The organism is Sphingomonas yunnanensis (assembly GCF_019898765.1).
Lineage (GTDB): Bacteria > Pseudomonadota > Alphaproteobacteria > Sphingomonadales > Sphingomonadaceae > Sphingomonas > Sphingomonas yunnanensis.
In genome coordinates, this window is record NZ_JAIOKB010000004.1 from 268,054 (window position 1) to 294,672 (window position 26,619).

Sequence of the window (26,619 nt, forward strand, 5' to 3'; positions counted from 1 at the left end):
CAAAGTTCCGATATACGTCAGTAACTTGCGTTCGATCAGTCGGTTCGGTCGCGGGTCTCGGGCATGGCCAGCGCGTAGAGCAGCAGTCCGCCGCCCGCGATCGCCGCGAGCGTGAGGAAGGTCGGCGAATAGCCAGCGCCGACGATGATCGTCCCCGCCAGCGTCGCGCTCAGCGCCGCGCCGAGCCCCTGCGCGGTCGCCACCGCGCCCTGCGCGACGTTGAATCGCCCGCTGCCGCGGGTCAGATCGGCGATGACGACCGGGAAGAGCGCGCCGAAAATGCCGGCGCCGACGCCGTCGAGCGCCTGCACCGCCACCAGCCACCACGGGTCGTTCGACAAGGTGTAGAGCGCCCCGCGCGCCGCCAGCACAGCGAAGGCCGCGAGGAACAGCGGCTTGCGCCCCCAGGCGTCGGCCTTGCGCCCGACCAGCAGCGCCATCGGCACCATCACCAGCTGCGCCGCCACGATGCAGGCGGCGGTGAGCGAGGTCGCCTGGTCCTTGCCCACGGTGCGCGCGAGCAGCTGGCTCACCGAGGTGAGCATCGCGGCGTTGGCGAGGTGGAACAGGAACGCCAGCGCGGCGAACAGCAGCAGCGCCTTCTGCTCGAGCAGCACGCGCCAGCCGGGAGACGGATCACAGTCGGCGTCGGCGGCGTCGGGCGCGCAGTCGAGCCCGCGCGCGACCTCGTCGTCGATCTGGCGCGGATCGATCCGCAGCGCGGCGAAGACGCTCGCCACCGTCAGCCCCGCCATCAGGTAGAAGACCACCACCGGCCCGAATCGCCACGCCAGCACCCCCGCCAGCGCGGCCGAGACCGCGTTGCCGGCATGGTTGAAGGCCTCGTTGCGCCCGACCCGCGCGGAGAAGGCGCGCGCGCCGAACAGGCCGAGCGTGATCGCCGCGATCGCCGGCGCGAACAGCGCGCCCGCCGCGGCGGCGAGCGACTGGGTCACCACCACCGGGCCGAAGCCGTGAACGAACGGGAGCGACACGCTGCCGAACGTGACCACCAGCGCGGCGGCGATGACGATCGCGGGCTTGCGCGTCGAGCGGTCGATCAGCCAGCCTGCCGGGGTCTGTGCGAGCAGGCCGACGATGCCGGCGATGGTGAGCACCAGCCCGGCGGTCGCCTCGTTCCACCCGTGCGTCGGCCCGCGCACCGCGACGAGATAGATGGCGAGATACGGTCCGAGCCCGTCGCGCACGTCGGCGAGGAAGAAGTTGAGCGCGTCGAGCGCGCGCCCGGGCGGGTGGGGCGCGGCCTCCGGCGGCGCCGGGCGGGTGGGGGCGAGCGTGGCCATGCGACGAATGCTCCGCGGGAGGGTTCGCGGGCAACGTTCGGTTACGAGGCGCGATCCGGGGCCGACCGGGCTTGCGCTAGGTTAGGGAGGGAAGTGGTTGAGATGTCGAAGCAAGTATTTTTGCCAACACAACCTCCCCGCATGGCGGGGAGGGGCCGCTCGCCGAAGGCGAGTGGTGGAGGGGTTCTCCACGAGGCGCAGGGTCTGCGGCGAGCCCCCCTTCACCAGCCTGCGGCTGGTCCCCCTCCCGGCGAGCGGAGAGGATCTAGGGTCGCGGCCAACCGCATCCGCCAAAGAAAAAGGGAGGGCTCCTCGCGGAACCCTCCCTCTCTCACCCCGTCGTTAACGCGCCGCCTCAGGCGGCGAGCTTGCGCAGCACGTACTGGAGAATGCCGCCGTTGAGGAAATATTCCAGCTCGTTGACGGTATCGATCCGGCAGCGGGTTTCGAACGTCTCGGTCGAGCCGTCGGCGCGCTTCAGCGTCACGGTCACGTTCTGGCGCGGGCGCAGCCCCGCGACGTTCTCGATCGTGAAGGTCTCGTCGCCGGTCAGTCCGAGCGACTGGCGCGACACGCCGTCGGCGAACTGCAGCGGCAGCACGCCCATGCCCACCAGGTTCGAGCGGTGGATGCGCTCGAAGCTCTCCGCGATCACCGCGCGCACGCCGAGCAGGTTGGTGCCCTTCGCCGCCCAGTCGCGCGACGAGCCGGTGCCATATTCCTTGCCTGCGACCACCACCAGCGGCGTGCCGTCGGCCTTGTGGCGCATCGCCGCGTCGTAGATCGGCATGACCTCGCCGTTGTAGCGGCTCATCCCGCCCTCGACGCCCGGCACCATCTCGTTCTTGATGCGGATGTTGGCGAAGGTGCCGCGCATCATCACCTCGTGGTGGCCGCGGCGCGCGCCGTAGCTGTTGAAGTCATGGCGCGAGACCTGATGCTCCTGCAGCCACGTCCCCGCCGGGCTGTCGGCCTTGATCGAGCCGGCCGGCGAGATGTGGTCGGTGGTGATCGAGTCGCCCAGGATCGCCAGCGGCTTGGCGTCGACGATGTCGGTCGTCGGCTTGGGCGTCATCTCCATGCCCTCGAAATAGGGCGGGTTGGCGACATAGGTCGAGCCGGCGCGCCAGCTGTACGTGTCCGAGCCGGTGACGTCGATCGCCTGCCACTTGTTGTCGCCGGCGTAGACGTTGCCGTAGCGCGCGCGGAACATGCCGTCGTCGATGTTTGCCGCCATCAGCGCGGCGACCTCCTGGTTGGTCGGCCAGATGTCGCGCAGGTAGACGTCGCCGCCGTCCTTGCCCTGGCCGATCGGCGTCTCGTTCATGTCGGTCGTCACCGTGCCCTTGAGCGCGTAGGCGACCACCAGCGGCGGCGAGGCGAGGAAGTTGGCGCGCACGTCGGGCGAGACGCGGCCCTCGAAGTTGCGGTTGCCCGATAGCACCGAGGCGGCGACCAGGTCGTTCTCGTTGATCGCCCTGCTGATCGGCGCGGCGAGCGGGCCCGAGTTGCCGATGCAGGTGGTGCAGCCGTAGCCGACCAGGTTGAAGCCGATCGCGTCGAGATCCGCCGACAACCCGGCCTTGTCGAGATAGTCGGTGACGACCTGCGACCCCGGCGCGAGCGACGTCTTCACCCACGGCTTCGGCTTCAGCCCCAGCGCGTTCGCCTTCCGCGCGACCAGACCGGCGGCGACCAGCACCGAGGGGTTGGAGGTGTTGGTGCAGCTCGTGATCGCGGCGATCACGACGTCGCCGTCGCCGATGTCATGGCCGCGCTCGTCGACATCGACGCGCGCCGGCTTTTCCTTGTGGTACAGCTTGAACAGGTCGCCGTTGAACACCTCGTCGACGGTGTCGAGGCTGACCTTGTCCTGCGGGCGCTTCGGGCCGGCGAGCGACGGGACGACCGTGCCCATGTCGAGCTCGAGCGTGTCGGTGAAGACGGGATCGGGCGCGTCGGCATAGCGCCACATGCCCTGCGCCTTGGCATAGGCCTCGGTCAGCGCGACGACCTCGTCGGGGCGGCCGGTCAGGCGCATATAGTCCATCGTCTTGTCGTCGACCGGGAAGAAGCCGCAGGTCGCGCCATATTCGGGCGCCATGTTGGCGATCGTCGCGCGGTCGGCGAGCGTCATCTGGTCGAGCCCGGGGCCGTAGAACTCGACGAAACGGCCGACGACGCCCTTGGCGCGCAGCATCTGCGTCACGGTCAGCACCAGGTCGGTCGCGGTGATGCCCTCGCGCAAGGATCCGGTCAGCTTGAAGCCGACCACCTCGGGGATCAGCATCGAGACGGGCTGGCCGAGCATCGCCGCCTCGGCCTCGATCCCGCCGACGCCCCAGCCGAGCACGCCCAGGCCGTTGATCATCGTGGTGTGGCTGTCGGTGCCCACCAAAGTGTCCGGATAAGCGATCGTCGCGCCGCCCTTGGCGTGGTCACCCGTCTCCTCGGACGCCCATACCGCGTGGCCGATATACTCCAGGTTGACCTGGTGGCAGATCCCGGTGCCCGGCGGGACCACCTTGAAATTGTCGAGCGCCTTGGAGCCCCATTTGAGGAACTCGTAGCGCTCGGCGTTGCGGGCATATTCGAGGTCGACGTTCTCCTCGAACGCCTTGGGCGTGCCGAACTCGTCGACCATCACCGAGTGGTCGATGACGAGGTGGACGGGCACCTGCGGGTTGATCTTGGCCGCGTCGCCGCCGAGCTTGGTAATGGCGTCGCGCATCGCGGCGAGGTCGACCACGCAGGGCACGCCGGTGAAGTCCTGCATCAGCACGCGCGCGGGGCGGTACTGGATCTCACGGTCGCTGCGACGTTCCTGCTGCCAGTCGACGATCGCCTTCACGTCCGCCTCGGTCACGGTCACGCCGTCCTCGAAGCGCAGCATGTTCTCCAGCAGCACCTTCATCGAGAAGGGCAGGCGCGAGATGTCGCCGAACTTCGCTTCCGCCGCCTTCAGGGCGAAATAGTCGTAGGTCTTGCCCCCGGCCGTCAGCGTGGTGCGGGCGTTGAGCGTGTCGTGGCCGATGGCCGTCATGGGCAGATGTCCTTCCTCATGGGAGCCTCGCACTCGCGGCGATGCGGCGCGGCCGCGTGCGCGCGGGTGCGGGCGAAACTCTCGATCGCCGCGGGCGATAGCAGCGGGGCGGCAAGCGGGGAAGGGTGGAACGGCACGCGCACGTAAGCGATTGTGGCCGAGCGGGGCGTGGTCCCTCGGAGAGGCGGGGAGATGGCGCGCAAGCTCAAGGTTTTTCGCACGCCCGCCGGCTTCCACGACGCCTATGTCGCGGCGCCGAGTCGCAAGGCAGCGCTGGCCGCCTGGGGCGCCGACGCTGATTTGTTCGCGCGCGGCGTGGCGGAGGAAGTGACCGACGCGGCGCTGATGGAGGAGCCGCTGGCGTGCCCCGGCGAGGTGGTGCGGCGCTCACGGGGCAGTGCGGCGGAGCAGCTCGCCGCACTGCCGCCGGACCGGCCGAAGCGCGCGCGGACGGCGGCGGAGGAGGAGGTGCCGCGGCGCAAGGCGACGGCGCGGGCGAAGGTGGCGAAGGAACCGCCCGCGCCGCGACCCAGCCGCGCCGAGCTGGAGGCGGCCGAGGCGGCGCTGGAGCAGGAGGACGCGCGCCGCCGCGACGAGGAGAAAGCGCTGGCCGAGCGCCAGGCCGCGCTCGACCGCCAGCGGCGCGAGGCGGGTCGCCGGCATGAGCGCGAGCGGGCGCGGCTGGACGACGCGCGCGTGCGGGCGGCGGAGGCGTATGCGGCGTCGGTCGAGAAGTGGCGGCGGTAGGGGATTTCGACCCACTTCCGCCACCGTTCGCGCTGAGGAGAGGCTGAGCTTGTCGAAGCCTCGTCTCGAGCGCGGCCACGAGCGGGACGCCAAGTGCTTCGAGACGGCGCTTCGACGAGCTCAGCGCCCCCTCAGCACGAACGGGGGTGAGGGAACGAACCTTTACCTCACCTCCGTCATCCTGAGCTCGTCTCAGGATCCACCGTGCCGCATATCCAACCGCGCATGGGTGAGCGGACGGGTGGATCCTGAGACAAGCTCAGGATGACGCAGGAGTCGGAAGGTGAGCCCCGCACCTCCGCCACCTCCGTCACCCCGCCACCACCCCCATCTTCTTGACCCAGAGCACCCCTCATCGCATAGCCGGCTGATGGAGCAGGATATCGAGACGCTTACGTTCGAGGCCGGCCTACGCGAGCTGGAGACGATCGTCGCCCGGCTCGAGTCGGGCGATACCCCGCTGGAGGAGGCGATCCGGCTCTACGAGCGCGGCAGCGCGCTGCGCCAGCGCTGCGCCGACCGGCTCGACGCCGCACAGGCGCGGATCGAGGCGATCCGGCTCGGCGCCGACGGGCGCCCCGCCGCCACCGAGCCCTTCGCCGCGGGATGACCATCACCGCCACCGCGTCGCCCAAGCTCCAGGCCGCGCTCAAGGAAGTCGCGGCCGAGATGGACCGTCGCTTCGACGCGCTGCTGCCGATCCCGGACGATCCCCGCGCCGATCTGTACCGCGCGATGCGCCACGCCACGATCGGTGGCGGCAAAAGGCTGCGCCCGCTGCTGGTGTTCGCCACCGCGCGGCTGTTCGACGTGGCGCGCGACGCGGCGGCGCGCGCCGCGGTCGCGCTCGAGGCGATCCATGCCTACTCGCTGATCCACGACGATCTGCCCGCGATGGACGACGACGACATGCGCCACGGCAAGGCGACCGTGCACAAGGCGTTCGACGAGGCCACCGCGATCCTCGCGGGGGACTGCCTTCACGCGCTCGCCTTCGAGGTGCTCGCCGATCCCGCCACCCACGCCGACCCGTTCGTCCGCGCCGAGCTGGTCGCCGATCTCGCACGCGCCTCTGGCCCGGGTGGCATGGCGGGCGGGCAGGCGATGGACCTCAAGGCCGATGGCGCCGCGTTCGACCTGAATACCGTCACCCGCCTCCAGCAGATGAAGACCGGCGCGCTGATCGGCGCGGCGGTGGAGGCGGGCGCGATCCTCGGCCGCGTCCCGCCCGAGGGGCGCCGCCACCTGCGCGGCTACGCGCACGACCTCGGCCTCGCCTTCCAGATCGTCGACGACCTGCTCGACGTCGAGGGTGACGAGCAGCTCGCCGGCAAGAAGCTGCGCAAGGACGGCGAGGCGGGCAAGGAGACGTTCGTCTCGCTGCTCGGCGTCGAGCGCGCCAAGCAGCAGTCGCAGATGCTGGTCGACCAGGCGATCGACCATCTGCGCAGCTACGGCGACGAGGCCGATCTGCTGCGCGCGATCGCACGCTTCGTCACCGAGCGGCGCGGGTGAGCGGCATGGGCGCGCGCGTCGGCGTCTACCCGGGCACGTTCGATCCGATCACGCTCGGCCACATGGACATCATCCGCCGCGGCGCCAAATTGGTCGACCGGCTGGTGATCGGCGTCACCACCAATCCCAGCAAGTCGCCGATGTTCAGCGTCGCCGAGCGGATGGCGATGGTGCAGCGCGAGGTCGCCGCGATCGGCGGCGAGATCCACGTGGTGGAGTTCGACTCGCTGCTGATGGATTTCGCCGAGCGCGAGGGCGCGACGATGATCGTGCGCGGGCTGCGCGCGGTCGCCGACTTCGAGTACGAATATCAGATGGCGGGGATGAACCAGCAGCTCAACGACCGGATCGAGACGGTCTTCCTGATGGCCGACGTCGGGCTGCAGCCGATCGCCTCCAAGCTGGTCAAGGAGATCGCATTATTCGGCGGCGACATCCGCAAGTTCGTCACCGCCGCGGTGTGCCGGGAGGTGGTCGACCGCGTCGCCCTCGTGGGGCGGCGTGGGGGCTGAGCGGCGCGGCGCGGGCGAGGAAGGGGCGGCCGTCTTCCCCTTCCGTCATGCCGCTCTCTTCTTCCGTCATCCCGGGCTGGGTCCCGGATCCACCGGGCCGCAGGCTCTCCGGCTTCTGGCTGCGCGGTGAAGTGGATCCCGGACCAAGTCCGGGATGACGGCAGTGAGGGGATGACGATGGGGTTCGCCCCTCGCGAGACAGCCCCACCGCCATCCCCATTCAGTTTGGCGCAAGCGTGAATCTGGTCTAGACGCCGCCGCTGACACTCTCCTGACAGACCCGAAAGCACCGATGCGCCCGTCCGCCCTCCTGTCCGCCCTCTTCGCCGCCGCCGTGCTCACCGCTGCCCCCGCCGCCGCGCAGGAACGGCTCGCGCCGCCGCCGCTGGGCGACAAGACCAACACCTGGCTGCTCGATCTCTCCACCGGCGGTCGGGTCGAGATCGCGCTGCGTCCCGACGTCGCGCCCAAGATGGTGGAGCGGATCAAGCAGCTCACCCGCCAACATTTCTACGACGGCCTCGTGTTCCATCGCGTGATCGACGGCTTCATGGCGCAGGGCGGCGACCCCAAGGGCGACGGCACCGGCGGCAGTCAGCTCCCCGACCTGCCCGCCGAGTTCAACTATCTGCCGCACGTGCGCGGCTCGGTCGCCGCCGCGCGCGCCGAGAAAGAGGATAGCGCCAACAGCCAGTTCTACATCGTCTTCCAGCCGCGCTTCTCGCTCGACAAGAAGTACACCGTGTTCGGCCGAGTCACGTCCGGGATGAACTACGTCGACGCGATCGAGCGCGGCGAGCCGCCGGCGAACCCGTCGCGCATCGTCCACGCCTATATCGCCTCGGACAACCCGCCGGCCTACCAGCCGCTGCCCGCCGCCGCGCCCGCGCCGCTGCCGACCCTGCCGGGTACCACGCCGACGCTGCCGGGGACGACGCCGCGGGCGACCACCGCCCCCGCGCCGCGCGCCAAGCCGGCGCCGCGCCGCCGCTGAGCCGGCGCGCGCGCCGCCGATGAACGTCGACCTCTTCGACTTCGACCTGCCGCCCGAGCGGATCGCGCTGCGCCCGGCGAGCCCGCGCGACGCCGCGCGGCTGCTCGTGGTGCGCGGCGACGCGCTCGACGACCGCATCGTCGCCGACCTGCCCGAGGTGCTGCGCGGGGGCGACCTGCTCGTCTTCAACGACACGCGCGTGATCCCCGCGCAGCTCGAAGGCAGGCGCGGCGACGCCCGGATCGGCGCGACGCTGCACAAGCGTGAGGGGCCGCGGCGCTGGCGGGCCTTCGTGCGCAACGCGCGCCGGCTGCATGACGGCGACTCGATCGACTTCGGCGCGGGCGTGAGCGCCACCGCGCGCGACCGCGAGGACGACGGCAGCTGGGCGCTCGACTTCGTCGGCGACGAGCCCGTCGAGCTGCTGCTCGATCGCGCGGGGCGGATGCCGCTGCCGCCCTATATCGCGGGCAAGCGCGCCGCCGACGCGCGCGACGCCGACGATTACCAGACGATGTTCGCCGCCGCGCCCGGCGCGGTGGCGGCGCCCACCGCCGCGCTGCACTTCACGCCCGCGCTGCTGGAACGGCTCGCCGCCGCCGGCGTGGAGCATGCCACGCTCACCCTCCACGTCGGCGCGGGCACCTTCCTGCCGGTCAAGGCGGAAGACACCGCCGACCACCGGATGCACGCCGAGTGGGGGCGGATCGACCAGGCGACCGCCGACCGGCTCAACGCGGTGCGCGCGCGCGGCGGGCGCGTGATCGCGGTCGGCACCACCTCGCTGCGGCTGATCGAGAGCGCCGCCGGGGCGGACGGGATCGTCCGCCCGTTCGAGGGCGACACCGCGATCTTCATCACGCCGGGCTATCGCTTCCGCGGCATCGACGGGCTGATGACCAACTTCCACCTGCCGCGCTCGACCCTGTTCATGCTGGTCTCGGCGCTGATGGGGCTGGGGCGGATGCAGGCGGCCTACGCGCACGCGATCGCGCGAGGGTATCGCTTCTACAGCTACGGGGACGGGTCGCTGCTGCTGCCATAGGGGCAAGCCGTGACTCCCCGGCGTGCGCAGGGGCAGGTTCGAGAGTAGAGGAAGAGCGGCACCTGACGCTATTGGTGGCAGCGGGCTATCCTACGCCCGTAGCCGTGTGGCAGAAACATCGACGCTCTGTCTCATCGCCGGCGCGTGCGTCGGCGCCCGGTACCATGACAATCGCCGCGCGCGTCGCCGCAAACGCGTCAGCGACTCAACATTCGCAACATTCGCATGCGGCCGCGACACGGGCGACGCGGGCGAAAGGCTGCGGCGGCAGACTCTTGACGTGTGTGTTCGGTCGCAAGCGCGACTGCGCGAACGTTGAGTCATGTTGGAGCGTCGCGAGCCGATCGGGCGCGAATGTTGAGTCATGTTGGAGCCGGGCGCACCGATCCGGCGCGAACCTTGAGTCGCCTCGACGCGTCGCGCCCCCACCGACCGGCACCGCTAACTGGATCGCGCCAGCACCGGTCTCCCGGCGATCGAGCATGATCGACGGGCTTCACCACCGGCGCGACCCGGGCGCCCGCGCCGCGCCTCAGCGCGCGATGCCGCCCGCGGCGAGCACCGCCAGCGTCACCAGCTCGCTCGCGGTGGAGGTCATCGGCGCGATCTGCACCGGCTTCTCCATGCCCACCAGCATCGGCCCGATCATGTCATCGCCGCCCAGCTCGCGCAGCAGCTTGGCCGAGATATTGGCCGATTGCAGCCCCGGCATGACGAGGATGTTGGCCGGCCCCGACAGCCGCGCGAACGGGTAGTTCGCCAGCTGCTTGGGGTTGAGCGCGACGTCGGGCGCCATCTCGCCCTCGTACTCGAAGCTCACCTCGCGCTGGTCGAGCACGTGGACCGCCTCGCGAATATTGTCGAGCCACTGGCCGGTCGGGTTGCCGAAGGTGGAATAGCTCAGGAAGGCGACGCGCGGCTCGTGACCCATCTGGCGCGCGACGGTCGCGGTCTGCTCGGCGATGTCGGCCAGCTCCTCGGGGTTGGGGCGCTCGTTCACCGTCGTGTCGGCGATGAAGACGGTGTGCGACTGGCCCACCAGCACGTGGATGCCGAAGGCGGTGCGGCCCGGCGCGGGGTCGATCACGCGCTTGATCTCGCGCATCGACTGCGCCCAGGGGCGAGTGACGCCGGTGATCATCGCGTCGGCCTCACCGAGCTGGAGCAGCACCGCGCCGAAGATGTTGCGGTCCTGGTTGATCATCCGCTCCACCTCGCGGCGCAGGAAGCCGCGGCGCTGGAGGCGCTGGTAGAGGAAGTCGACCATCTTGGGCACCAGCGGCGAGACGCGGCTGTTGTGCAGCTCATATTCCTCGGGGTTGTCGATCCCGAGCGCGCGCAGATTGTCGTACACGTCCTCGCGTCCGACCAGCACGGGGATGCCGTAGCCGCCTTCCTTGAAGGCGATGGCGGCGCGCAGCACCACCTCTTCCTCGCCCTCGGCGAAGAGCACGCGCTTGGGGTTGGCCTTGGCGCCCTCATAGGCGAGGCTCAGCACCGCGGTGGTGGGGTTAAGTCGCGCGCGGAGCGACTCGCGATAGGCGTTCATGTCGGTGATCGGCTTGGTGGCCACGCCCGAGTCCATCGCCGCCTGCGCGACCGCGACTGACACCATCTCCATCAGCCGCGGGTCGAACGGCGCGGGGATGATATAATCCGGCCCGAACGTATGGCGCGTGCCATAGGCCACCGCGACCTCCTCCGGCACGCGGTCGCGCGCCAGCTCGGCGATGGCGTTGGCGGCCGCGATCTTCATGTCGTCGTTGATGCCCGTGGCGCGCACGTCGAGTGCACCGCGGAAGATGAAGGGAAAGCCGAGCACGTTGTTGACCTGGTTCGGATAGTCCGACCGGCCGGTGGCGACGATGGCGTCGGGGCGCGCCGCCTTGGCGAGCTCGGGGCGGATCTCCGGCTCGGGGTTGGCCATCGCGAAGATGATCGGCGCGGGCGCCATGTCCTTGACCATCTCGGGCTTGAGCGCGCCCGCGGCGGAGAGGCCGAGGAAGACGTCGGCGCCGTGCAGCGCCTCGGTCAGGGTGCGCCGGTCGGTGTTGGCGGCGTGCGCCGACTGCCACTGGTTCACGTCGTCGCGGCCCTGGTAGATCACGCCGGTGCGGTCGCAGATCAGCACATTGTCCGCGCGCACGCCCATCGCCTTGATCAGCTCGGTGCAGGCGATCGCGGCCGCGCCGGCGCCGTTGACCACCACCTTGACCGAGGAGAGCTGGCGCCCGGTGAGCAGGCAGGCGTTGATCAGGCCGGCGGCGCAGATGATCGCGGTGCCGTGCTGGTCGTCGTGGAAGACGGGGATGTTCATCCGCTCGCGCAGGGTCTGCTCGATGATGAAACACTCGGGCGCCTTGATGTCCTCGAGGTTGATGCCGCCGAAGCTCGGCTCCATCAGCTCGACCGCGTCGATGAAGCGGTTGACGTCCTCGGTCTTCAGCTCGATGTCGATCGAGTCGACGTCGGCGAAGCGCTTGAACAGCACCGCCTTGCCCTCCATCACCGGCTTGGAGGCGAGCGCGCCGAGATTTCCCATGCCGAGGATCGCGGTGCCGTTCGAGATCACCGCGACCAGGTTGCCCTTGGCGGTGTAATCATAGGCAGTGGCGGGATCGTCGGCGATCGCCTGCACCGGGACCGCGACGCCGGGCGAGTAGGCGAGCGCCAGGTCGCGCTGCGTCGCCATCGGCTTGGAGGCGATGATCTCGATCTTGCCGGGGCGCCCCTCCGAGTGGAACAGCAGGGCCTCGCGCTCGGAGAACTGGTCGTGGCGCGTCTCGGTTGAGGTGCGATCGTCGGTCATGGCGTTCCTCTAGGGAAGGCGGGCGCGTTTGGGAACCATCGCTAACGTCGCTCGTGTGCGAGCAGATGTTGCTTGGCCGCGAGCCCGCCCGCGAAGCCGGTGAGCTGGCCCGAGGCGCCGATCACGCGGTGGCACGGTACCACGATCGACAGCGGGTTGCGGCCATTAGCGGCGCCGACCGCGCGGCTGGCGGTGGGGCGGCCGATCGCGCGGGCGATCTCGGCGTAGCTGCGCGTCTCGCCGTGCGGGATGGCGGCGAGCGCGGCCCAGACCGCGCGCTGGAAGGCACTGCCGCTGGGCGCGAGCGGCAGGTCGAAGGTACGGCGCTCGCCGGCGAAATACTCGCCGAGCTGCGCGCGGGTGGCAGCGAGCACGGGATGATCGGCGCGCTCCTCGGCGGCGGCGAGGCGGACGCGGCCGGGCGAGTCGTCGGGCCACAGCACCGCGACGAGGCCCGCGTCGCTGGCGACCAGAGTGAGCGTGCCGACGGGCGAGTCCGTGGTGGTGCGGTAGAGCATGGCGGCAGGTGTAGCGGGTTGAGCAGGGGCGTGCATCCCGCCGGTTGCGGTCAAAGCGCGTGGATGGCCAAAGCAGGTGCATGGTCGTATGTTGGTGGCATGGAGCACGACGCAGGCATCTTCGAGGAGCGGGATCCCGACGCCGAAGACGCGTCGGTCGCCCGCGCTCGCGCGGACCTTGCGGCCGGGCGCGTCTATTCCCACGAGGAGGTGGCCGCTTGGCTCGAGACCTGGGGCACCGGCGCCTACCGGCCTTTCCCGCGTAGATGGCGACGGTAGTCTGGACCGATCGGGCGATCCAGCCGCTTGAGCAGATCGTCAACTACGTCAATGCGTTTGATCCCGGCGCGGCCCGGCGTATGGCGGCGCGGCTGGTCGCGGCAACGACGAGCCTGCGACACTTTCCACAGCGCGGCCGGCCTGTGCGCCACGGCTATCGCGAGCTGCCAAGCATACGGCCCTCCATCATTATCTACGACATCCAGGGTGACAGCGTGACGATCCTCGACATCCGGCACGGCGCGCAGCGCCAGCGTGACGTTTGACATCATGACGTCCCCCACGCCGATGATGGCGCAATATCTCGCACTCAAGGCGGAGGCGGCGGACTGCCTGCTGTTCTACCGCATGGGCGACTTCTTCGAACTGTTCTTCGACGACGCGCGTGTCGCCGCCCAGGTGCTCGACATCGCCCTGACCGCGCGAGGCGAGCATGAGGGTGAGAAGATCCCGATGTGCGGCGTGCCGATCCACGCCGCCACCGCCTATCTCCAGCGTCTCATCAAGGCGGGCCACCGCGTCGCTATCGCCGAGCAGACCGAGACGCCTGAGGCGGCGCGCAAGGCACGCGGCTCCAAGGCGCTGGTCGAGCGCGCCATCGTCCGGGTCGTCACCGCCGGCACGCTGACAGAGGAGACGCTGCTCGATTCGCGGTCCGCCAACTGGTGCGTCGCGGTGGGCGAGGCCGCGGGCGAGGTCGCGCTCGCCGCGGCGGACGTCTCGACCGGCCGCTTCGAGGTGATCGCCTGCGATCGCGCCGGTCTCGCCGCTGAGCTCGCGCGGCTCGGCGCGGCCGAGGTGATCGCCGCCGAGGACAGCGACGCTCCCGCCACGGTGCGACGCCCGCGCGGCGAGTTCGACAGCGGCGCGGGCGAGGCACGGCTCAAGCGGCTGTTCGGGGTGGCGACGCTCGACGGCTTCGGCCAGTTCGGCCGCGCCGCGCTCGCCGCTTCGGGCGGGCTGGTCGCCTACCTCGACCATACCGCCAAGGGTCAGCTGCCGTTCCTCCGGCCGCCGGTGCTCGCCGTCGCGCGCGACGCGATGGCGATCGACGCCGCCACGCGCGAGAGTCTTGAGCTGACCTGCACCGCCGCGGGCCAGCGCAAGGGCAGCTTGCTCGACGCGGTCGACCGCACCGTCACCGGGGCGGGGGCGCGGCTGCTCGCGGCCGACCTCGGCGCGCCGCTGATGGCGCGCGAGGCGATCGAGGCTCGGCTCGACCTCGTCCAGCTGCTGCACGACGATGCCGCGTTGCGCGATCGCGTCCGCGCCGCGCTGCGCGCGCTGCCCGACATCGGCCGCGCGCTGGGACGGCTGGCGGCGGGCCGGGGCAGCCCGCGCGACCTCGGCCAGCTGCGCGACGGGCTCGACGGCGCCTGGACGCTCGGCGAGCGACTCGACGCGTTGCGACCGGCGCCCGCGCTGTTGCGTGAGCTGGCACCGCTGCTGCGTGGCCATGGCGCGCTGATCGACCTGCTCAAGCGCGCGCTCGTGCCCGCGCCACCGATCGAGGCGAGCGACGGCGGCTATATCGCCGCTGGCTACGATGCCGCGCTCGACGCCCTTCGCGAGACCGGCAGCGGCGGCCGCCGCGCCATCGCCGCGCTGGAGGCGAGCTTCCGCGAGCGCACCAAGATCGCGGCGCTCAAGATCCGCCACAACGGCGTGCTCGGCTACCATATCGAGGTGCCCGCGCGCGCCGCCGACTCGCTGATGCGCGCCGACTCGGGCTTTACCCACCGCCAGACACTCGCCGGCGTGGTGCGCTTCAACGCGCCCGAGCTGCACGAGGTCGCCGCGAGCGTCACCCAGGCAGGCGCGCACGCGCTCGCGGCGGAGGCGGCGCATCTGGAAGACCTCACCGCCACCGCTCTCGCCGGGCGCGAGGCGATCGCCGCGACCGCGGACGCGCTCGCCCGGCTCGACGTCGCCGCCGGCCTGGCCGAGCGCGCGGCCGAGGGCGCCTGGTCGAGACCGAGCTTCGCCGAGGAGGCGTGCTTCGACGTGCGCGAGGGGCGGCACCCCGTTGTCGAGGCCGCGCTGGCGAAGAGCGGCGACCGCTTCGTTGCCAACGACTGCGCGCTCGGCGGCGAGGCCGCGCGGCTGTGGCTCGTCACCGGGCCGAACATGGGCGGCAAGTCGACCTTCCTGCGCCAGAACGCGCTGATCGCGGTGCTGGCGCAGGCGGGCGCCTATGTCCCAGCGGCGGCGGCGCGGCTGGGGCTGGTCGACCGGCTGTTCAGCCGCGTCGGTGCGTCGGACAATCTCGCGCGCGGTCGCTCGACCTTCATGGTCGAGATGGTCGAGACCGCGGCGATCCTGGCGCAGGCGACCGAGCGCAGTTTCGTGATCCTCGATGAGGTCGGGCGCGGGACGAGCACCTATGACGGGCTCGCGATCGCCTGGGCGGTGGTCGAGGCGATCCACGAGGACAATCGCTGCCGCTGCCTGTTCGCCACCCACTATCACGAGCTGACGCGGCTGGCCGAGCGGTGCGAGTCGCTGGCACTCCATCACGTCCGCGCGCGCGAGTGGAAGGGCGAGCTGGTGCTGCTCCACGAGGTCGCGGACGGACCGGCCGACCGCAGCTACGGACTCGCGGTGGCTCGGCTGGCGGGCATGCCACCGGCGACGGTGCAGCGCGCCAAGGCGGTGCTCGCCAAACTGGAGGCTGGACGCGCCAAGACCGGCGGCCTCGCGGCGGGGCTCGACGACCTGCCGCTGTTCGCCGCCGCGGCGCAGGCGGAGGAGGCGCAATGCGACGCCGTCCGCGCCGAGGTCGAGGCGCTCGACGTGGACGCGCTCACGCCGCGCGAGGCGCTCGATACCCTGTACCGGCTGAGAGCGCTGGCGCGCGAGGGGTAGAGCCGGTTGCTGCTTCTCGCCTCGTGTTCCTGCGGACGCAGTCGGGGCGGAGCACGCGCGATCCTGGGCTCCTGCGCGCGCAGGAGCCCGACAGAGTGGAACTATCGCATCGGCTACTGCCCGCCCTGGTACAACCCCACGGCGCCGAACAGCGTCGTCAGCCCGGCACGCTCCGCCGCGGTCAGCTCAGGTCGCCACACCTCGAACAGCAGCACCACGCGAGCGTCGTCGCTGTCGTTCCACGCCTCGTGCTCGATCGAGTCGTCGAAGATCATCAGCTCGCCGGCGCGTACCGCGCGCTCCTCGTTGCCGACGCGTAGCCGGCAATCATCGGGCACGATCAGCGGCAGATGGACGATCAGGCGTGTGTTGAGCATGCCGTGGTGCGGCGGGATATGGGTGTGCGGCCGTAGCACCGAGAAGAGCGCCATCGGCGAGCGTCCGGCGATCTGCGGCAGCGGCGCGGCGGCCAGTGCGGCGAGCGTGGCCGGACAGCGCGGCGCGTTGGCAGCATGCGGTACGCCGTTCTCGAGCAGGTGATAGGCGCTCCAGCGCGGATCGTCGAGCAGCGCGTGGCCGCGGCTGGCGCGCGTCGGATCGGCCTGGACATAGGGCGCGGAGCCGCTGCCGCTCGCGATCAGTGCCTCCAGCTCGGCGCGGATCGCGGGCGCGGCGGCGACCAGAGACGGTGCCCAGTCGAACTCCGCCGCCTCGAAGAACTGGCGGTGCGGCAGGCCCGGGAAGAAGAAGCTGGTCGGCTGCTGCAGGTAGAGCTGCTTCTCGCCCGTCACCAGCGCCACTGCCTCGGCGAAGCGCGGGCCCGCGTCGGCGGCGGCGACCTGCGCGCGCAGATGGTCGGCGAAGCGCCGCGACGCCGCGGCCAGCCGTTCCTGTGCGGCGCGGAGGAGCGGCTGCGCGAGCTCGGCCCCGGACGCACCCGCCAGCGCCAGGCCGTAGAACGAGCAGGCGGCGCGATCGTCCTCGGCATGGTCGCCGCGCAGCACCAGCGCCTGGCGGTGACGCGGTTCGGCGGCGAGCACGCGGTCGAGCGCCTCGGCGACCGCGGTCCGCTCGGCGCCGGTGTCGGCGCGCGCCTGGGCGAGCAGCAGCCACAGCTGCGGCGTCGCCACGCCGGCCGCGGCGACGGTCTCGAACGCGTCGCGGGCCGCGACCGCGTCGCCGCGCTGCCACGCCGAATATCCCACCTGCGCCCGTCGCGCGTGCTCGCTCTGTGCTGCCATGCCGCGGATGGTAGAGTGGGAGAGGGCGGGATTGAAGGTGCTTGTGGGGGCTGGACCCGAGCAAAAAAGCGATGCTCGGACGCGACGACGAGTGCGGCGTGAGCGAGGGGGCGACTCGCTAACCCTCGCATCCTATGAGAGCGCGCATGACCGGGCGCTTCGACCATCTTCCCCACCGCCGCGCGATCGTCAGCCGTCGCGCGCTCGCCGAGGCGGCCGCGTTGCTACCGGGCGACGATCCCGCGACCCTGCGCCGCGGGCTGAGTCAGCTGCTGCGCGAGGCGCTGGACGCCGGCCGCGCCGAGATCGCGCGGCGGCTCGCCGCGACGCCGTCGCGCGGGCTCGAGGCCGCCAACGCCCAAGCCTATCTGGTCGACCAGCTGCTGACCGTGCTCGCCGAGGTGACGACGCAGCGGCTCTATCCGGTCCACAACCCAACCGCGGGTGAGCGGCTGCTGCTGATCGCGGTGGGTGGCTATGGCCGCGGCGAGATGGCGCCCTTCTCCGACGTCGACATCGGCTTCCTCACGCCGGGCAAGCAGACCCCCTGGGCCGAGCAGGTCATCGAGTCGATGCTCTACACCTTGTGGGACTTGGGGCTGAAGATCGGCCACTCGAGCCGCTCGCTCGACGAGATGGTGCGCCAGGCGAAGGCCGACGTGACCGTGCGCACCGCGCTGCTGGAAGGTCGCTACGTCTGGGGCGACGAGGCACTCTACGCCGACGCGGCAAAGCGCTTCAACGACGACGTGCGGCACGGCACCGAGCGCCAGTTCATCGCCGACAAGCTGGCCGAGCGCAACGCGCGCCACGTCCGCATGGGCGACACGCGCTACGTCGTCGAGCCCAACATCAAGGAAGGCAAGGGCGGGCTGCGCGACCTGCACGCGCTCTTCTGGATCGGCAAATATGTCTATGACGTGCAGCGCGCCGCCGAGCTGGTCGAGATCGGGCTGTTCACCCGCGTGGAATATCGCGCCTTCCATCGCGCCGACAATTTCCTTTGGGCGGTGCGCTGCCACCTTCACCTGATCGCCGGTCGCGCCGAGGACCGGTTGACCTTCGACTATCAGCGCGAGATCGCCGAACGGATGCGCTACGCCGCGCGCCCGGGGAAGCCGGCGGTCGAGCGCTTCATGCAATTCTACTTCCTCCAGGCCAAGGCGGTGGGCTCGCTCACCGGGCTGTTCCTGGCGCATCTGGAGGAACGGTTCGCGCCGAAGCGGCGCTACGGCCTGCCCCGTCTTCGCCGCGCGCCGCGCAAACTCCACGGCTTGACCGTGGACGGCGGCCGGATCGCGCTGCCCGACGACGATTTCCTCCGCGCCGATCCGGTGAGGCTGGTCGAGCTGTTCGCGCTCGCCGCGCGCGAGGCGAAGGAGATCCACCCGCTCGCGATGCGCGCCGCCACGCGCGACGCCAAGCTGGTCGCGACCGTGCGCCGCGATGCCCGCGCCAACGCCGCGTTCCTGGAGCTGCTCGCCGGCGACGCTGACCCCGAATTGGCGCTGCGCTGGATGAACGAGGCGGGGGTGCTCGGCCAGTTCGTGCCCGACTTCGCCCGCGTCGTCGCGCAGATGCAATTCGACATGTACCATCATTACACGGTCGATGAGCACACCATCCGCGCGCTCGGCCTGCTCAGCCGGCTGGAACACGGTCAGCTCGCCGATGAGCATCCGCTGCCCAGCGCGGTGATCGAGCAGATCGTGTCGCGCCGCGTGCTGTATGTCGCGGTGTTCCTCCACGACATCGCCAAGGGGCGGGGCGGGGATCACTCGATCCTGGGCGCCGAGGTGGCCGAGCGGCTCGGCCCGCGCTTCGGCCTGACTCCGGCAGAGACCGAGACGGTCGCCTGGCTGGTGCGCCACCACCTGCTGATGAGCGCCACCGCCTTCCGCCGGGACCTCACCGACTTCAAGACGATCCTCGACTTCGCGGACATCGTGCAGAGCCCGGAACGGCTGCGGCTACTGCTGGTGCTCACCGTGGTCGACATCAGGGCGGTGGGACCAGGGACGTGGAACGGCTGGAAGGGCCAGCTGCTCGGCGACCTGTACGACCGCGCCGAGGAGGTACTGCGGCTCGGCCACAAGCAGAAGGGGCGCGGCGAGCGGCTGCTCGCCAAGCAGGACGGGCTGCGCGCGGCGATGGGGTGGAGCGAGGCCGAGCTCGCCGCCTACGCGCACCGCCTGCCCGAGGCCTATTGGATCGCCGAGCCCGTGGATGTGCTCGCGCACAACGCCGCCTTCGTCACGGCCGCGGGCGACGCGCTGCTGTCGATCGACGCGCAGGTCTATCCCGAGCGCGGCGCGACGCTGGTGACGGTCTATGCCGCCGACCATCCCGGCCTGTTCAGCCGCATCGCCGGCGCGATCCACGTCGCCGGCGGCAACATCATCGACGCGCGCATCCACACCACGCGCGACGGCATGGCGCTCGACAATTTCCTCGTACAGGATCCGCTCGGCCGCCCGTTCGACGAGGCCGGGCAGCTCGAGCGACTCAAGACCGCGATCGAGGACGCGCTGGCGGGGCGCGGCAAGCTGACCGATCGGCTGCGCGCCAAGCCGCTGCCGCGCGCGCGCGCCGACGCCTTCCGCATCGAACCCAACGTGCTGGTCGACAACAAGGCGTCCAACCGCTTCACCGTGGTGGAGGTGGCGGCGCGCGATCGGCCCGCGCTGCTCAACCAGCTGGCGCACGCGCTGTTCCTGTCGAAGGTGACGATCCACTCGGCGCATGTCGCCACGTACGGCGAGCGCGCGGTCGACGTCTTCTACCTGACTGACCTCACCGGCGACAAGCTGGCGGCCGGCGCGCGGCAGCGCGCGCTGGAGAAGCGCCTGCTCGCCGCCGCCGCCGGCGTACCGTACGAGGAGGCGGCGTAGATAGGCTCGCGCGGAGCTGCGCCGTCCCCGCCATATCCGCGCCGAGGGGCGTATTCAGGCGCAACGCGGCGATCCCAAGACCCGTTCGCTCGGAGGGCTTCCCCGTACCGTACCGCGACACCGCTTGAGCCCTCAGTCGCGCTCGTCCTCGTCGACCGCATCGTCGTACGCGCCCGCGTCGGGCCCTTCGCCCGCGCCGGCGCGGGTCTCGCCGGTGCCGTGCTCGGCGAGATCCTCCGTCGTGGTGCCGTCGTTCTGCTGGTCGATGTCGGTGGCGGGGTCGGCCCCCTCGCCAGCATTGGCGCGATCGTCGGACATCGGTGAGGCTCCTGCTACTCGCTGTCCTAACCCGCCGCGCGGGCGAACGGGCGCGCCTGGACACGCTGTCTTGGGTTAACCGGGCGGTAATCCCGCGTGCGCAGGAGCGCGGTCACTCTGCACCGGACTCGGCCGTGGATGCCGTGTGCCACAGCACGCCATAGCCGAACAGGCCCGAGACAAGCGACGCCGCCAGCACCGCGAGCGCGGCCATCTCGGTCAGCTCGGCCTCGGCGAAGGCGAGCTCGGCGATGAACAGCGAGATGGTGAAGCCGATCCCTGCCAGCGCTCCGATCCCGAGCACCATCCGCCACGTGACCCCGTCTGGCAGCCGCGCCTGACCGAGCCGCGTCGCCAGCCACGTGGCTGAGAGGAAGCCCACCGGCTTGCCCAGCGCCAGCCCGACGACGATGCCGAGCGCCAGCGGCGACCGCGCGGCGTCGCTGACCAGCGCCGGCGAGAAGTGGATCCGCACGTTCGACAGCGCGAACAGCGGCAGCACGATATACGACACCCAGGGCGTCAGGATCCGCACGAGCCGCTCCGCCGCCTCGTCGGTCGCCGCCGCCATCTCGTGCAGATAGCCCAATCGCTGCTGCGCCTTCTCGCGATATTGCTCGGCCTCCTCCTCGTCGCTGGCGCGGTCGGCCGCCGCCTGGGCGGCCTTGAGTTGGTCGACGGGCTTCTGCACACGTTCGACGAAGCGTTTCTCGGAGAGTCGCGAGCTGGTCGGCAGCAACAGCCCGATCGCGACGCCGGCGATGGTCGGGTGGACGCCCGAGCCGAGCACCCCGACCCAGACCACGAGTCCGCAGGCGATGTAGAGGATCGGTGCCACCCAGCGGAGCCGCAGCAGCACCATCATCGCGGCATAGCCGATCGCGGCGAGCAACAGGAACCACGGGTGCAACGCCTCGGTATAGGCCACCGCGATGACGAGCAGCCCGAACACGTCGTCGATCGCGGCGAACGCGAGCAGCACCGCGCGCACCGCGGGCGGCAGCCGCGTGGTGAACATCGCGACGATAGCGAGGCTGAAGGCCGTGTCCATCGCCGCGACCACGCCCCAGCCGTGCTGCGTCGGCGTGCCGTAGTTGAAGGCGAGATAGAGGCCAACGGGCACGACCAGCCCGCCGATCGCGCCCGCCACGGGGAAGATCGCTGTCTGCCACGAGCTCAGCGAGCCCTTGACGAATTCACGCTTCACCTCGGTGCCGATGATCAGGAAGAACAACGGCATCAGCGCGTCGTTGACCCATTCGGCGACCGAGCGCTCGATTTGCCAGCTGCCGTAGCTGAACCGCAGCGGCCGGTCCCACAGCCGCGCATAGTCGGCGCTCCACGGCGAGTTGATCGCGACCAGCGCGACCAGTGATGCGAGCAGTAGCGGCCCGCCCGAGACCTGGCCGATCGCAAAGAAGGGCTCGATCTTGCGGAGCATGCGGGCGACCGGCGAGTGATGCGCGCGCGCCGCGACCTGGCCGGACAGGCGCGGGCTGAGCGCCATGGATGCGTTCTCCCGCGAGTGAATAGTGGTAGGCATACGGGCGAGCGGGGCAGGGCGTTCCCTCTCAGGGCAGCCCACTGACCCGTATCAATGACTAAGCGCCGATGCTGGCCCCTGTAACGTCATCGTCCGGGAAGCACCGTGCCGCTGATGGGGCGATCGTTGCTCGCGCGGACGATTGGATCCCGGACCAAGTCCGGGATGACGTTAAGCAGCAGCGGATCGACCCCAGTGTCAGCCGTCCTCTCCCTCACATCACGCGGTACGGCACCGCGCGCCGCTCCGAGGAATCGACCGCGATGGCGCGATCGGTCGGCGGGAAGGCGCGCTGGTCGCAGTCGATGCGCGGACACAGGCGACAGCTGATCCCGATCGGGGTCGCAGCGCCGCGCGGGTCCACCGCGTCGGCGTAGACGAAATCGGCCGCGTGGCGCGCCTCGCAGCCGAGCAGCACCGCATAGCGCCGCGGGCTGCGCGCGAACTGACCCGAGGGCTTGACCAGCCCCTTGGCGAGCGAGACGTAGCGCGCGCCGTCGGGCGTCTCGGCGAGCTGGACCAGGATGCGGTCCGGGATCGCCGCCGCCTCGTGGACGTGCCACAGCGGACAAGCGCCGCCGAAGCGCGCGAACTGGAGCGGGGTCGCCGAGTGGCGCTTGGTGATGTTGCCCGCCATGTCGACACGGCAGAAATAGAAGGGGATACCCTCCTCGCCAGGGCGTTGCAGCGTCGAGAGGCGGTGACAGGTCTGTTCGAAGCTGGTGGCGAAGCGACGCGCGAGCCGGTCGATGTCGTGACGCACGCGGCGCGCTTCCGAGCGAAACGCGCCATAGGGCATCAGCAGCGCGCCGGCGGCGTAATTGGCCAGGCCTGTCGCGAGCAGCCGCCGCGCCTCGTCCTGAACCAGCGGCGCGGCGGCCACGATCCCCTCTATCGGCGCGGCGAAGGCGAGCGCCGCGAGCCGGTGCGCGATCAGGAAGCGCCGGCTCTCCGTCGGGAGCGCCGCGGCGAGCGTCAGGCGCGTGCCGTCGAAGCGCGCGAGCGGGGCGTCGTCATGCTGGTCGGTGGCGATCGTCACGCCGTGCCCGCGCAGCGCCGCCACGACCCACTCGCCTCCGCCCGTGGCGCCCTGCGCATCGGCGAGCGCCTCCGCGGCGCGGTCGAGCGGGTCGACGTAATTGCCGGCCTCGTGGAACCAGTCGCGCACCGCTTCCCACGGCAGCCGGGCGCCCGCACCGGCCGTCATCGCCTCCTCGGCGAGCGCGGCGCGCGCGTCGGCGGCGCGCTTGGCGGCATGGAGCGCGATCAGCCGATCGGCGAGGTCGGGACTCTGCTCGGCGAGCCGCGCCACCTCGTCGGGTGCCATCGGCGCGACGGCGGGGTCGGCGAGTACCTGCGTCAGCGCGGTGAGGCGTCGCGCGGGCACCTCGCCCTCGATCTGCGCCAGCGCGGCAGGGAAGTGGCGCGCGAGCGCGGCGAGGACCGCGCCGGTGAGCGGGCGCTCGTCGCTCTCGATCTGCGAGAGATAGCTCACCGACAGCGTCAGCCGCTGCGCCATCGCGCGCTGGGTGAGTCCGGCGTCGCGGCGCAGGTCACGTAGCGCGGCGCCGGCGTAGAGCCGCTGTCTCATCGCAACCACCTTATTCGCAAAACAATGCTTCGCAAATTCGCAACTTCGCATTTGCGCGGGCGCGCGGCGGCGGGCAGGACGACGCCGCACGTCACGGGAGAGCCGCATGTCCTCGACCATCGCCGAGCTGGAACGTCGCCGCGCCGCCGCGCGCGCGGGCGGCGGCGAGAGGCGCGTCGCTGCGCAGCACGCCAAGGGGAAGCTGACCGCGCGCGAGCGGCTCGACGTGCTGCTCGACGAGGGCAGCTTCGAGGAGGTCGACATGTTCGTCGAGCACAATTGCGTCGACTTCGGCATGGCGGAGCAGGTGATCCCCGGCGACGGGGTCGTCACCGGATCGGGCACGATCAACGGCCGCCTCGTCTTCGTGTTCAGCCAGGACTTCACCGTGTTCGGCGGCTCGCTGTCCGAGCGGCACGCGCAGAAGATCTGCAAGATCATGGACATGGCGATAAAGGTCGGCGCGCCCGTGATCGGCCTGAACGACAGCGGCGGCGCGCGCATCCAGGAGGGCGTCGCGAGCCTCGGCGGTTATGCCGAGGTGTTCCAGCGCAACGTGCTGGCGAGCGGCGTCGTGCCGCAGCTGTCGCTGATCATGGGGCCGTGCGCGGGCGGCGCTGTTTACAGCCCGGCGATGACCGACTTTATCTTCATGGTGAAGGGTTCGAGCTACATGTTCGTCACCGGCCCGGAGGTGGTGAAGACGGTGACCAACGAGGTGGTGACGCAGGAGGCGTTGGGCGGCGCGATCACCCACACCACCCGGACCAGCGTCGCAGACGTGGCGTTCGAGGACGACATCGAGACGCTGCTGGCCGCGCGCGACTTCGTCGACTTCCTTCCCGCCTCCAACCGCGGGACGGCGCCGGAGCGGCCGACCGCCGACGCCTGGGACCGGATCGAGCCCAGCCTCGACACGCTCGTCCCCGCCAACGCCAACCAGCCCTACGACATGCACGAGCTGATCCGGAAGACCGTGGACGAGGGCGACTTCTTCGAGGTGCAGCCGGCGCATGCGGCCAATATCCTCTGCGGCTTCGGCCGGGTCGAGGGGCGTACCGTCGGGATCGTCGCCAACCAGCCGATGGTGCTCGCGGGCGTGCTCGACATCAACAGCTCGAAGAAGGCGGCGCGCTTCGTCCGCTTCTGCGACGCCTTCGAGATCCCGATCGTCACCTTCGTCGACGTCCCCGGTTTCCTGCCTGGCACCGTGCAGGAGCATAACGGCATCATCAAGCACGGCGCCAAGCTGCTGTTCGCCTATGCCGAGGCGACCGTCCCCAAGATCACGGTGATCACGCGCAAGGCCTATGGCGGCGCCTATGACGTGATGGCGTCCAAGCACCTGCGTGGCGACCTCAATTACGCCTGGCCCACCGCTGAGATCGCGGTGATGGGGGCGAAGGGCGCGGTGGAGATCATCTTCCGCGGCCGCACGCCCGAGGAGATCGCGGAGCGCACTGCCGAATATGAGGCGCGCTTCGCCAACCCCTTCGTCGCGGCGAGCAAGGGCTTCGTCGACGAGGTGATCCAGCCGCACTCGACGCGCCGCCGCATCGCTCTCGGGTTGCGCAAGCTGCGCGGCAAGTTACTGGAGAACCCGTGGAAAAAGCACGACAACATCCCTCTGTGACGCCTCATCATGTACAGCGTAAGGGCATGTGAAGGAGTGCGGCGATGCAGACAGAGCGAGTGACGTTCCTGACCACCCGCGATCACAAGGCAGCGCTCGACGCGTTCGCGCGCGAGAACGGCATGTCTGTCGGGCATGTCCTGCGCGAGGCGACGAGCCGTTACATCGTGGACCCAGCACCGTCATCGGACGACGAGCGAGTCGTGGACCTGCTCGTGCCGCTGGTGAACGGTGCTGTCGTCGACATGCGTGAGACGATCGCGGCGATGCGCGGCGATATCGAGCGTGCTTGTGCGGGGGTCGATGCGGTACTGGCAGGGGAGCCAAAGTGAGCGCCGTCGATAAAGCGCTGGGCGCGCTCAAGACAGTGATGACCGTCAAGGATCAGCTCGATCTGTTGGCGAGAGACTTGACCTGGCTCAACGCACGGGTCGCCGCGCTCGCCGAGGCACATGGGGGATTGCGCGATCGGGTCAGCCGGTTGGAGGGCGTGATACAAGGAGCCGCGATGATGAACGCTCGCCCGCGGCTCGAGGAATGACGTATCTCCCGCGCCTCGGCCGCCTCAATCACGTCGGCATCGCCACGCCCTCGATCGAGCGCTCGGTCGAGACGTACCGCATGCTGCTCGGCGCGGAGGCGAACGGCGCGCCTTTCGACCTGCCTGCGCAAGGCGTGCGCGTCTGCTTCATCGACGCGCCCAATACGCAGATCGAGCTGATCCAGCCCTATGACGACGCGTCACCGATCGCCGGCTTCCTCCGCCGGAACCCCAGCGGCGGCCAGCATCACGTCTGCTTCGAGGTGCCCGACATCCATGCCGCGGTGGCGCATCTCACCGATCAGGGCGCGACCGTGCTGGGCGAGCCGCGGATCGGCGCGCACGGCACCCCGATCGTGTTCGTCCACCCGCGCGACATGGGCGGCGTGCTCGTCGAGCTGATGGAGAGGCCCCACGGAGACCCGCATGACTGAGCCGGCGATGATCCTGACTGAGCGGCGCGGCGACGTGCTCGTCCTCACGCTCAACCGGCCCGACCGGCTCAACGCCGCCCCGCCCGCGATGTTCGAGGCGATCACCGCCGCGCTGGGCGATCTCGGCGACGCGCGGGCGGTGCTGATCCGTGGCGCCGGCCGGGCCTTCTGCTCAGGCGCCGACGTTGGCGCGGGCGCGCTGACCAGCGACGATCCCGGCGCAGCGACGCATGCGGCGCTGAGCCACTCCTACAATCCCGCGATCCTCGCCGTCGCTGCGGCGCGGGTGCCGGTGGTGAGCGCTGTGCGAGGTCCGGCGGCCGGGATCGGCTGTAGCCTCGCGCTCGCCGCCGACCTGTGCGTCGCCGGGGACACCGCCTATTTCCTCCAGGCCTTCGTCAACATCGGTCTCGTCCCCGACGGCGGCGCGAGCTGGCTGCTGCCGCGGCTGATCGGGCGCGGGCGCGCCGCGGAGATGATGCTGCTCGGCGAGCGCGTGCTCGCCGCCAAGGCGCTCGACTGGGGCATGATCCACAGATTGGTGGCGGACGTCGACCTTGACGCGGCGGCGTTCGCGCTGGCCGAGCGGCTCGCCGCCGGACCGACCGTCGCGCTGGGCGCGATCCGCCGCGGACTGCACGCCGCGCTGGAGAGCGACCTCGCCACCGCGCTTGCGCGCGAGGCCGACGACCAGCGCGCAATTCGCGGCACCGTCGACGCGATCGAGGGCGGTACGGCCTTTCTCCAGAAGCGCGCACCCGCGTTCAAGGGCGCCTGACATGGCCGAGATCGAGCG

The 26,619-nt window shown here is 70.7% G+C and carries 22 protein-coding genes; 14 read left to right on the forward strand and 8 right to left on the reverse strand.

Annotation, left to right across the window (positions count from 1 at the left end):
- Positions 1 to 35 precede the first annotated feature (35 nt).
- Positions 36 to 1,304: an MFS transporter gene (locus K7957_RS13315; RefSeq protein ID WP_223012467.1), complete on the reverse strand. Its 1,269-nt coding sequence runs from the start codon at positions 1,302 to 1,304 to the stop codon at positions 36 to 38.
- 355 nt (positions 1,305 to 1,659) lie between these two features.
- On the reverse strand, positions 1,660 to 4,347 hold the full coding sequence (acnA, locus tag K7957_RS13320; RefSeq protein ID WP_223012468.1) for an aconitate hydratase AcnA: 2,688 nt from the start codon (positions 4,345 to 4,347) through the stop codon (positions 1,660 to 1,662).
- Between the two features lie 192 nt (positions 4,348 to 4,539).
- On the opposite strand from acnA, the gene K7957_RS13325 reads away from it, so the two are divergent.
- From K7957_RS13325 to queA, 6 genes are all read left to right on the forward strand, one after another.
- A complete protein-coding gene (locus tag K7957_RS13325) occupies positions 4,540 to 5,094 on the forward strand; it encodes a hypothetical protein (protein ID WP_223012469.1) in 555 nt (184 codons plus the stop codon).
- 370 nt (positions 5,095 to 5,464) lie between these two features.
- Complete coding sequence (locus tag K7957_RS13330; protein ID WP_223012470.1) at positions 5,465 to 5,704, forward strand: exodeoxyribonuclease VII small subunit; 240 nt, start codon at positions 5,465 to 5,467, stop codon at positions 5,702 to 5,704.
- The gene (locus K7957_RS13335) at positions 5,701 to 6,609 is read left to right on the forward strand and encodes a polyprenyl synthetase family protein (protein ID WP_223012471.1); all 909 of its coding nucleotides are present in this window, start codon (positions 5,701 to 5,703) and stop codon (positions 6,607 to 6,609) included. The genes K7957_RS13330 and K7957_RS13335 overlap by 4 nt, the downstream gene beginning before the upstream one ends.
- Positions 6,610 to 6,614: 5 nt before the next feature.
- Positions 6,615 to 7,121, forward strand: a complete 507-nt coding sequence (coaD, locus tag K7957_RS13340; protein WP_223012472.1) for a pantetheine-phosphate adenylyltransferase — start codon at positions 6,615 to 6,617, stop codon at positions 7,119 to 7,121.
- A 292-nt stretch (positions 7,122 to 7,413) separates the two neighbouring features.
- On the forward strand, positions 7,414 to 8,115 hold the full coding sequence (locus K7957_RS13345) for a peptidylprolyl isomerase (RefSeq protein WP_223012473.1): 702 nt from the start codon (positions 7,414 to 7,416) through the stop codon (positions 8,113 to 8,115).
- Positions 8,116 to 8,134: 19 nt separating this feature from the next.
- Positions 8,135 to 9,160, forward strand: a complete 1,026-nt coding sequence (queA, locus tag K7957_RS13350; RefSeq protein WP_223012474.1) for a tRNA preQ1(34) S-adenosylmethionine ribosyltransferase-isomerase QueA — start codon at positions 8,135 to 8,137, stop codon at positions 9,158 to 9,160.
- A 532-nt stretch (positions 9,161 to 9,692) separates the two neighbouring features.
- Here queA and K7957_RS13355 read toward each other — a convergent pair.
- Both K7957_RS13355 and K7957_RS13360 read right to left on the reverse strand, forming a co-directional pair.
- Positions 9,693 to 11,969 carry an NADP-dependent malic enzyme gene (locus tag K7957_RS13355; RefSeq protein WP_223012475.1) on the reverse strand — a complete coding sequence of 759 codons (2,277 nt, stop codon included), beginning with the start codon at positions 11,967 to 11,969 and terminating at the stop codon, positions 9,693 to 9,695.
- A 41-nt stretch (positions 11,970 to 12,010) separates the two neighbouring features.
- Positions 12,011 to 12,487, reverse strand: a complete 477-nt coding sequence (locus tag K7957_RS13360; RefSeq protein ID WP_223012476.1) for a methylated-DNA--[protein]-cysteine S-methyltransferase — start codon at positions 12,485 to 12,487, stop codon at positions 12,011 to 12,013.
- A 266-nt stretch (positions 12,488 to 12,753) separates the two neighbouring features.
- On the opposite strand from K7957_RS13360, the gene K7957_RS13365 reads away from it, so the two are divergent.
- Both K7957_RS13365 and mutS read left to right on the forward strand, forming a co-directional pair.
- The gene (locus K7957_RS13365; RefSeq protein WP_223012477.1) at positions 12,754 to 13,032 is read left to right on the forward strand and encodes a type II toxin-antitoxin system RelE/ParE family toxin; all 279 of its coding nucleotides are present in this window, start codon (positions 12,754 to 12,756) and stop codon (positions 13,030 to 13,032) included.
- Between the two features lie 22 nt (positions 13,033 to 13,054).
- Entirely contained in the window at positions 13,055 to 15,631 is a 2,577-nt protein-coding gene (gene mutS, locus K7957_RS13370) for a DNA mismatch repair protein MutS (RefSeq protein ID WP_223012602.1), read from the forward strand.
- 113 nt (positions 15,632 to 15,744) lie between these two features.
- Here the strand turns inward: mutS and K7957_RS13375 are convergent, their stop codons facing one another.
- Positions 15,745 to 16,872 carry an aspartyl/asparaginyl beta-hydroxylase domain-containing protein gene (locus K7957_RS13375; protein WP_223012478.1) on the reverse strand — a complete coding sequence of 376 codons (1,128 nt, stop codon included), beginning with the start codon at positions 16,870 to 16,872 and terminating at the stop codon, positions 15,745 to 15,747.
- 146 nt (positions 16,873 to 17,018) lie between these two features.
- Here K7957_RS13375 and K7957_RS13380 point away from each other — a divergent pair, with 146 nt between their 5' ends.
- On the forward strand, positions 17,019 to 19,763 hold the full coding sequence (locus K7957_RS13380; RefSeq protein ID WP_223012479.1) for a [protein-PII] uridylyltransferase: 2,745 nt from the start codon (positions 17,019 to 17,021) through the stop codon (positions 19,761 to 19,763).
- 132 nt (positions 19,764 to 19,895) lie between these two features.
- Here K7957_RS13380 and K7957_RS13385 read toward each other — a convergent pair whose 3' ends face one another.
- The 3 genes from K7957_RS13385 to K7957_RS13395 all read right to left on the reverse strand — a co-directional run bounded on the left by K7957_RS13385 (position 19,896) and on the right by K7957_RS13395 (position 23,215).
- Positions 19,896 to 20,081, reverse strand: coding sequence for a hypothetical protein (locus tag K7957_RS13385; protein WP_223012480.1), 186 nt, complete (start codon positions 20,079 to 20,081; stop codon positions 19,896 to 19,898).
- Between the two features lie 112 nt (positions 20,082 to 20,193).
- A complete protein-coding gene (gene nhaA / locus K7957_RS13390) occupies positions 20,194 to 21,588 on the reverse strand; it encodes a Na+/H+ antiporter NhaA (RefSeq protein ID WP_223012481.1) in 1,395 nt (464 codons plus the stop codon).
- Positions 21,589 to 21,838: 250 nt separating this feature from the next.
- The gene (locus K7957_RS13395; RefSeq protein ID WP_223012482.1) at positions 21,839 to 23,215 is read right to left on the reverse strand and encodes a helix-turn-helix domain-containing protein; all 1,377 of its coding nucleotides are present in this window, start codon (positions 23,213 to 23,215) and stop codon (positions 21,839 to 21,841) included.
- 106 nt (positions 23,216 to 23,321) lie between these two features.
- Between K7957_RS13395 and K7957_RS13400 the strand changes: the two genes are divergently transcribed.
- Genes K7957_RS13400 through K7957_RS13420 form a run of 5 tightly spaced genes read left to right on the forward strand, consistent with a single transcriptional unit; the run spans position 23,322 to position 26,601 of the window.
- The gene (locus K7957_RS13400; RefSeq protein ID WP_223012483.1) at positions 23,322 to 24,848 is read left to right on the forward strand and encodes an acyl-CoA carboxylase subunit beta; all 1,527 of its coding nucleotides are present in this window, start codon (positions 23,322 to 23,324) and stop codon (positions 24,846 to 24,848) included.
- A 44-nt stretch (positions 24,849 to 24,892) separates the two neighbouring features.
- A complete protein-coding gene (locus K7957_RS13405; protein ID WP_223012484.1) occupies positions 24,893 to 25,180 on the forward strand; it encodes a hypothetical protein in 288 nt (95 codons plus the stop codon).
- On the forward strand, positions 25,177 to 25,389 hold the full coding sequence (locus K7957_RS13410) for a hypothetical protein (protein WP_223012485.1): 213 nt from the start codon (positions 25,177 to 25,179) through the stop codon (positions 25,387 to 25,389). Before K7957_RS13405 ends, K7957_RS13410 begins: the two co-directional genes overlap by 4 nt.
- The gene (mce, locus tag K7957_RS13415) at positions 25,386 to 25,823 is read left to right on the forward strand and encodes a methylmalonyl-CoA epimerase (protein ID WP_223012486.1); all 438 of its coding nucleotides are present in this window, start codon (positions 25,386 to 25,388) and stop codon (positions 25,821 to 25,823) included. The genes K7957_RS13410 and mce overlap by 4 nt, the downstream gene beginning before the upstream one ends.
- On the forward strand, positions 25,816 to 26,601 hold the full coding sequence (locus K7957_RS13420; RefSeq protein WP_223012487.1) for an enoyl-CoA hydratase-related protein: 786 nt from the start codon (positions 25,816 to 25,818) through the stop codon (positions 26,599 to 26,601). The genes mce and K7957_RS13420 overlap by 8 nt, the downstream gene beginning before the upstream one ends.
- The last annotated feature ends 18 nt before the right edge of the window (positions 26,602 to 26,619 follow it).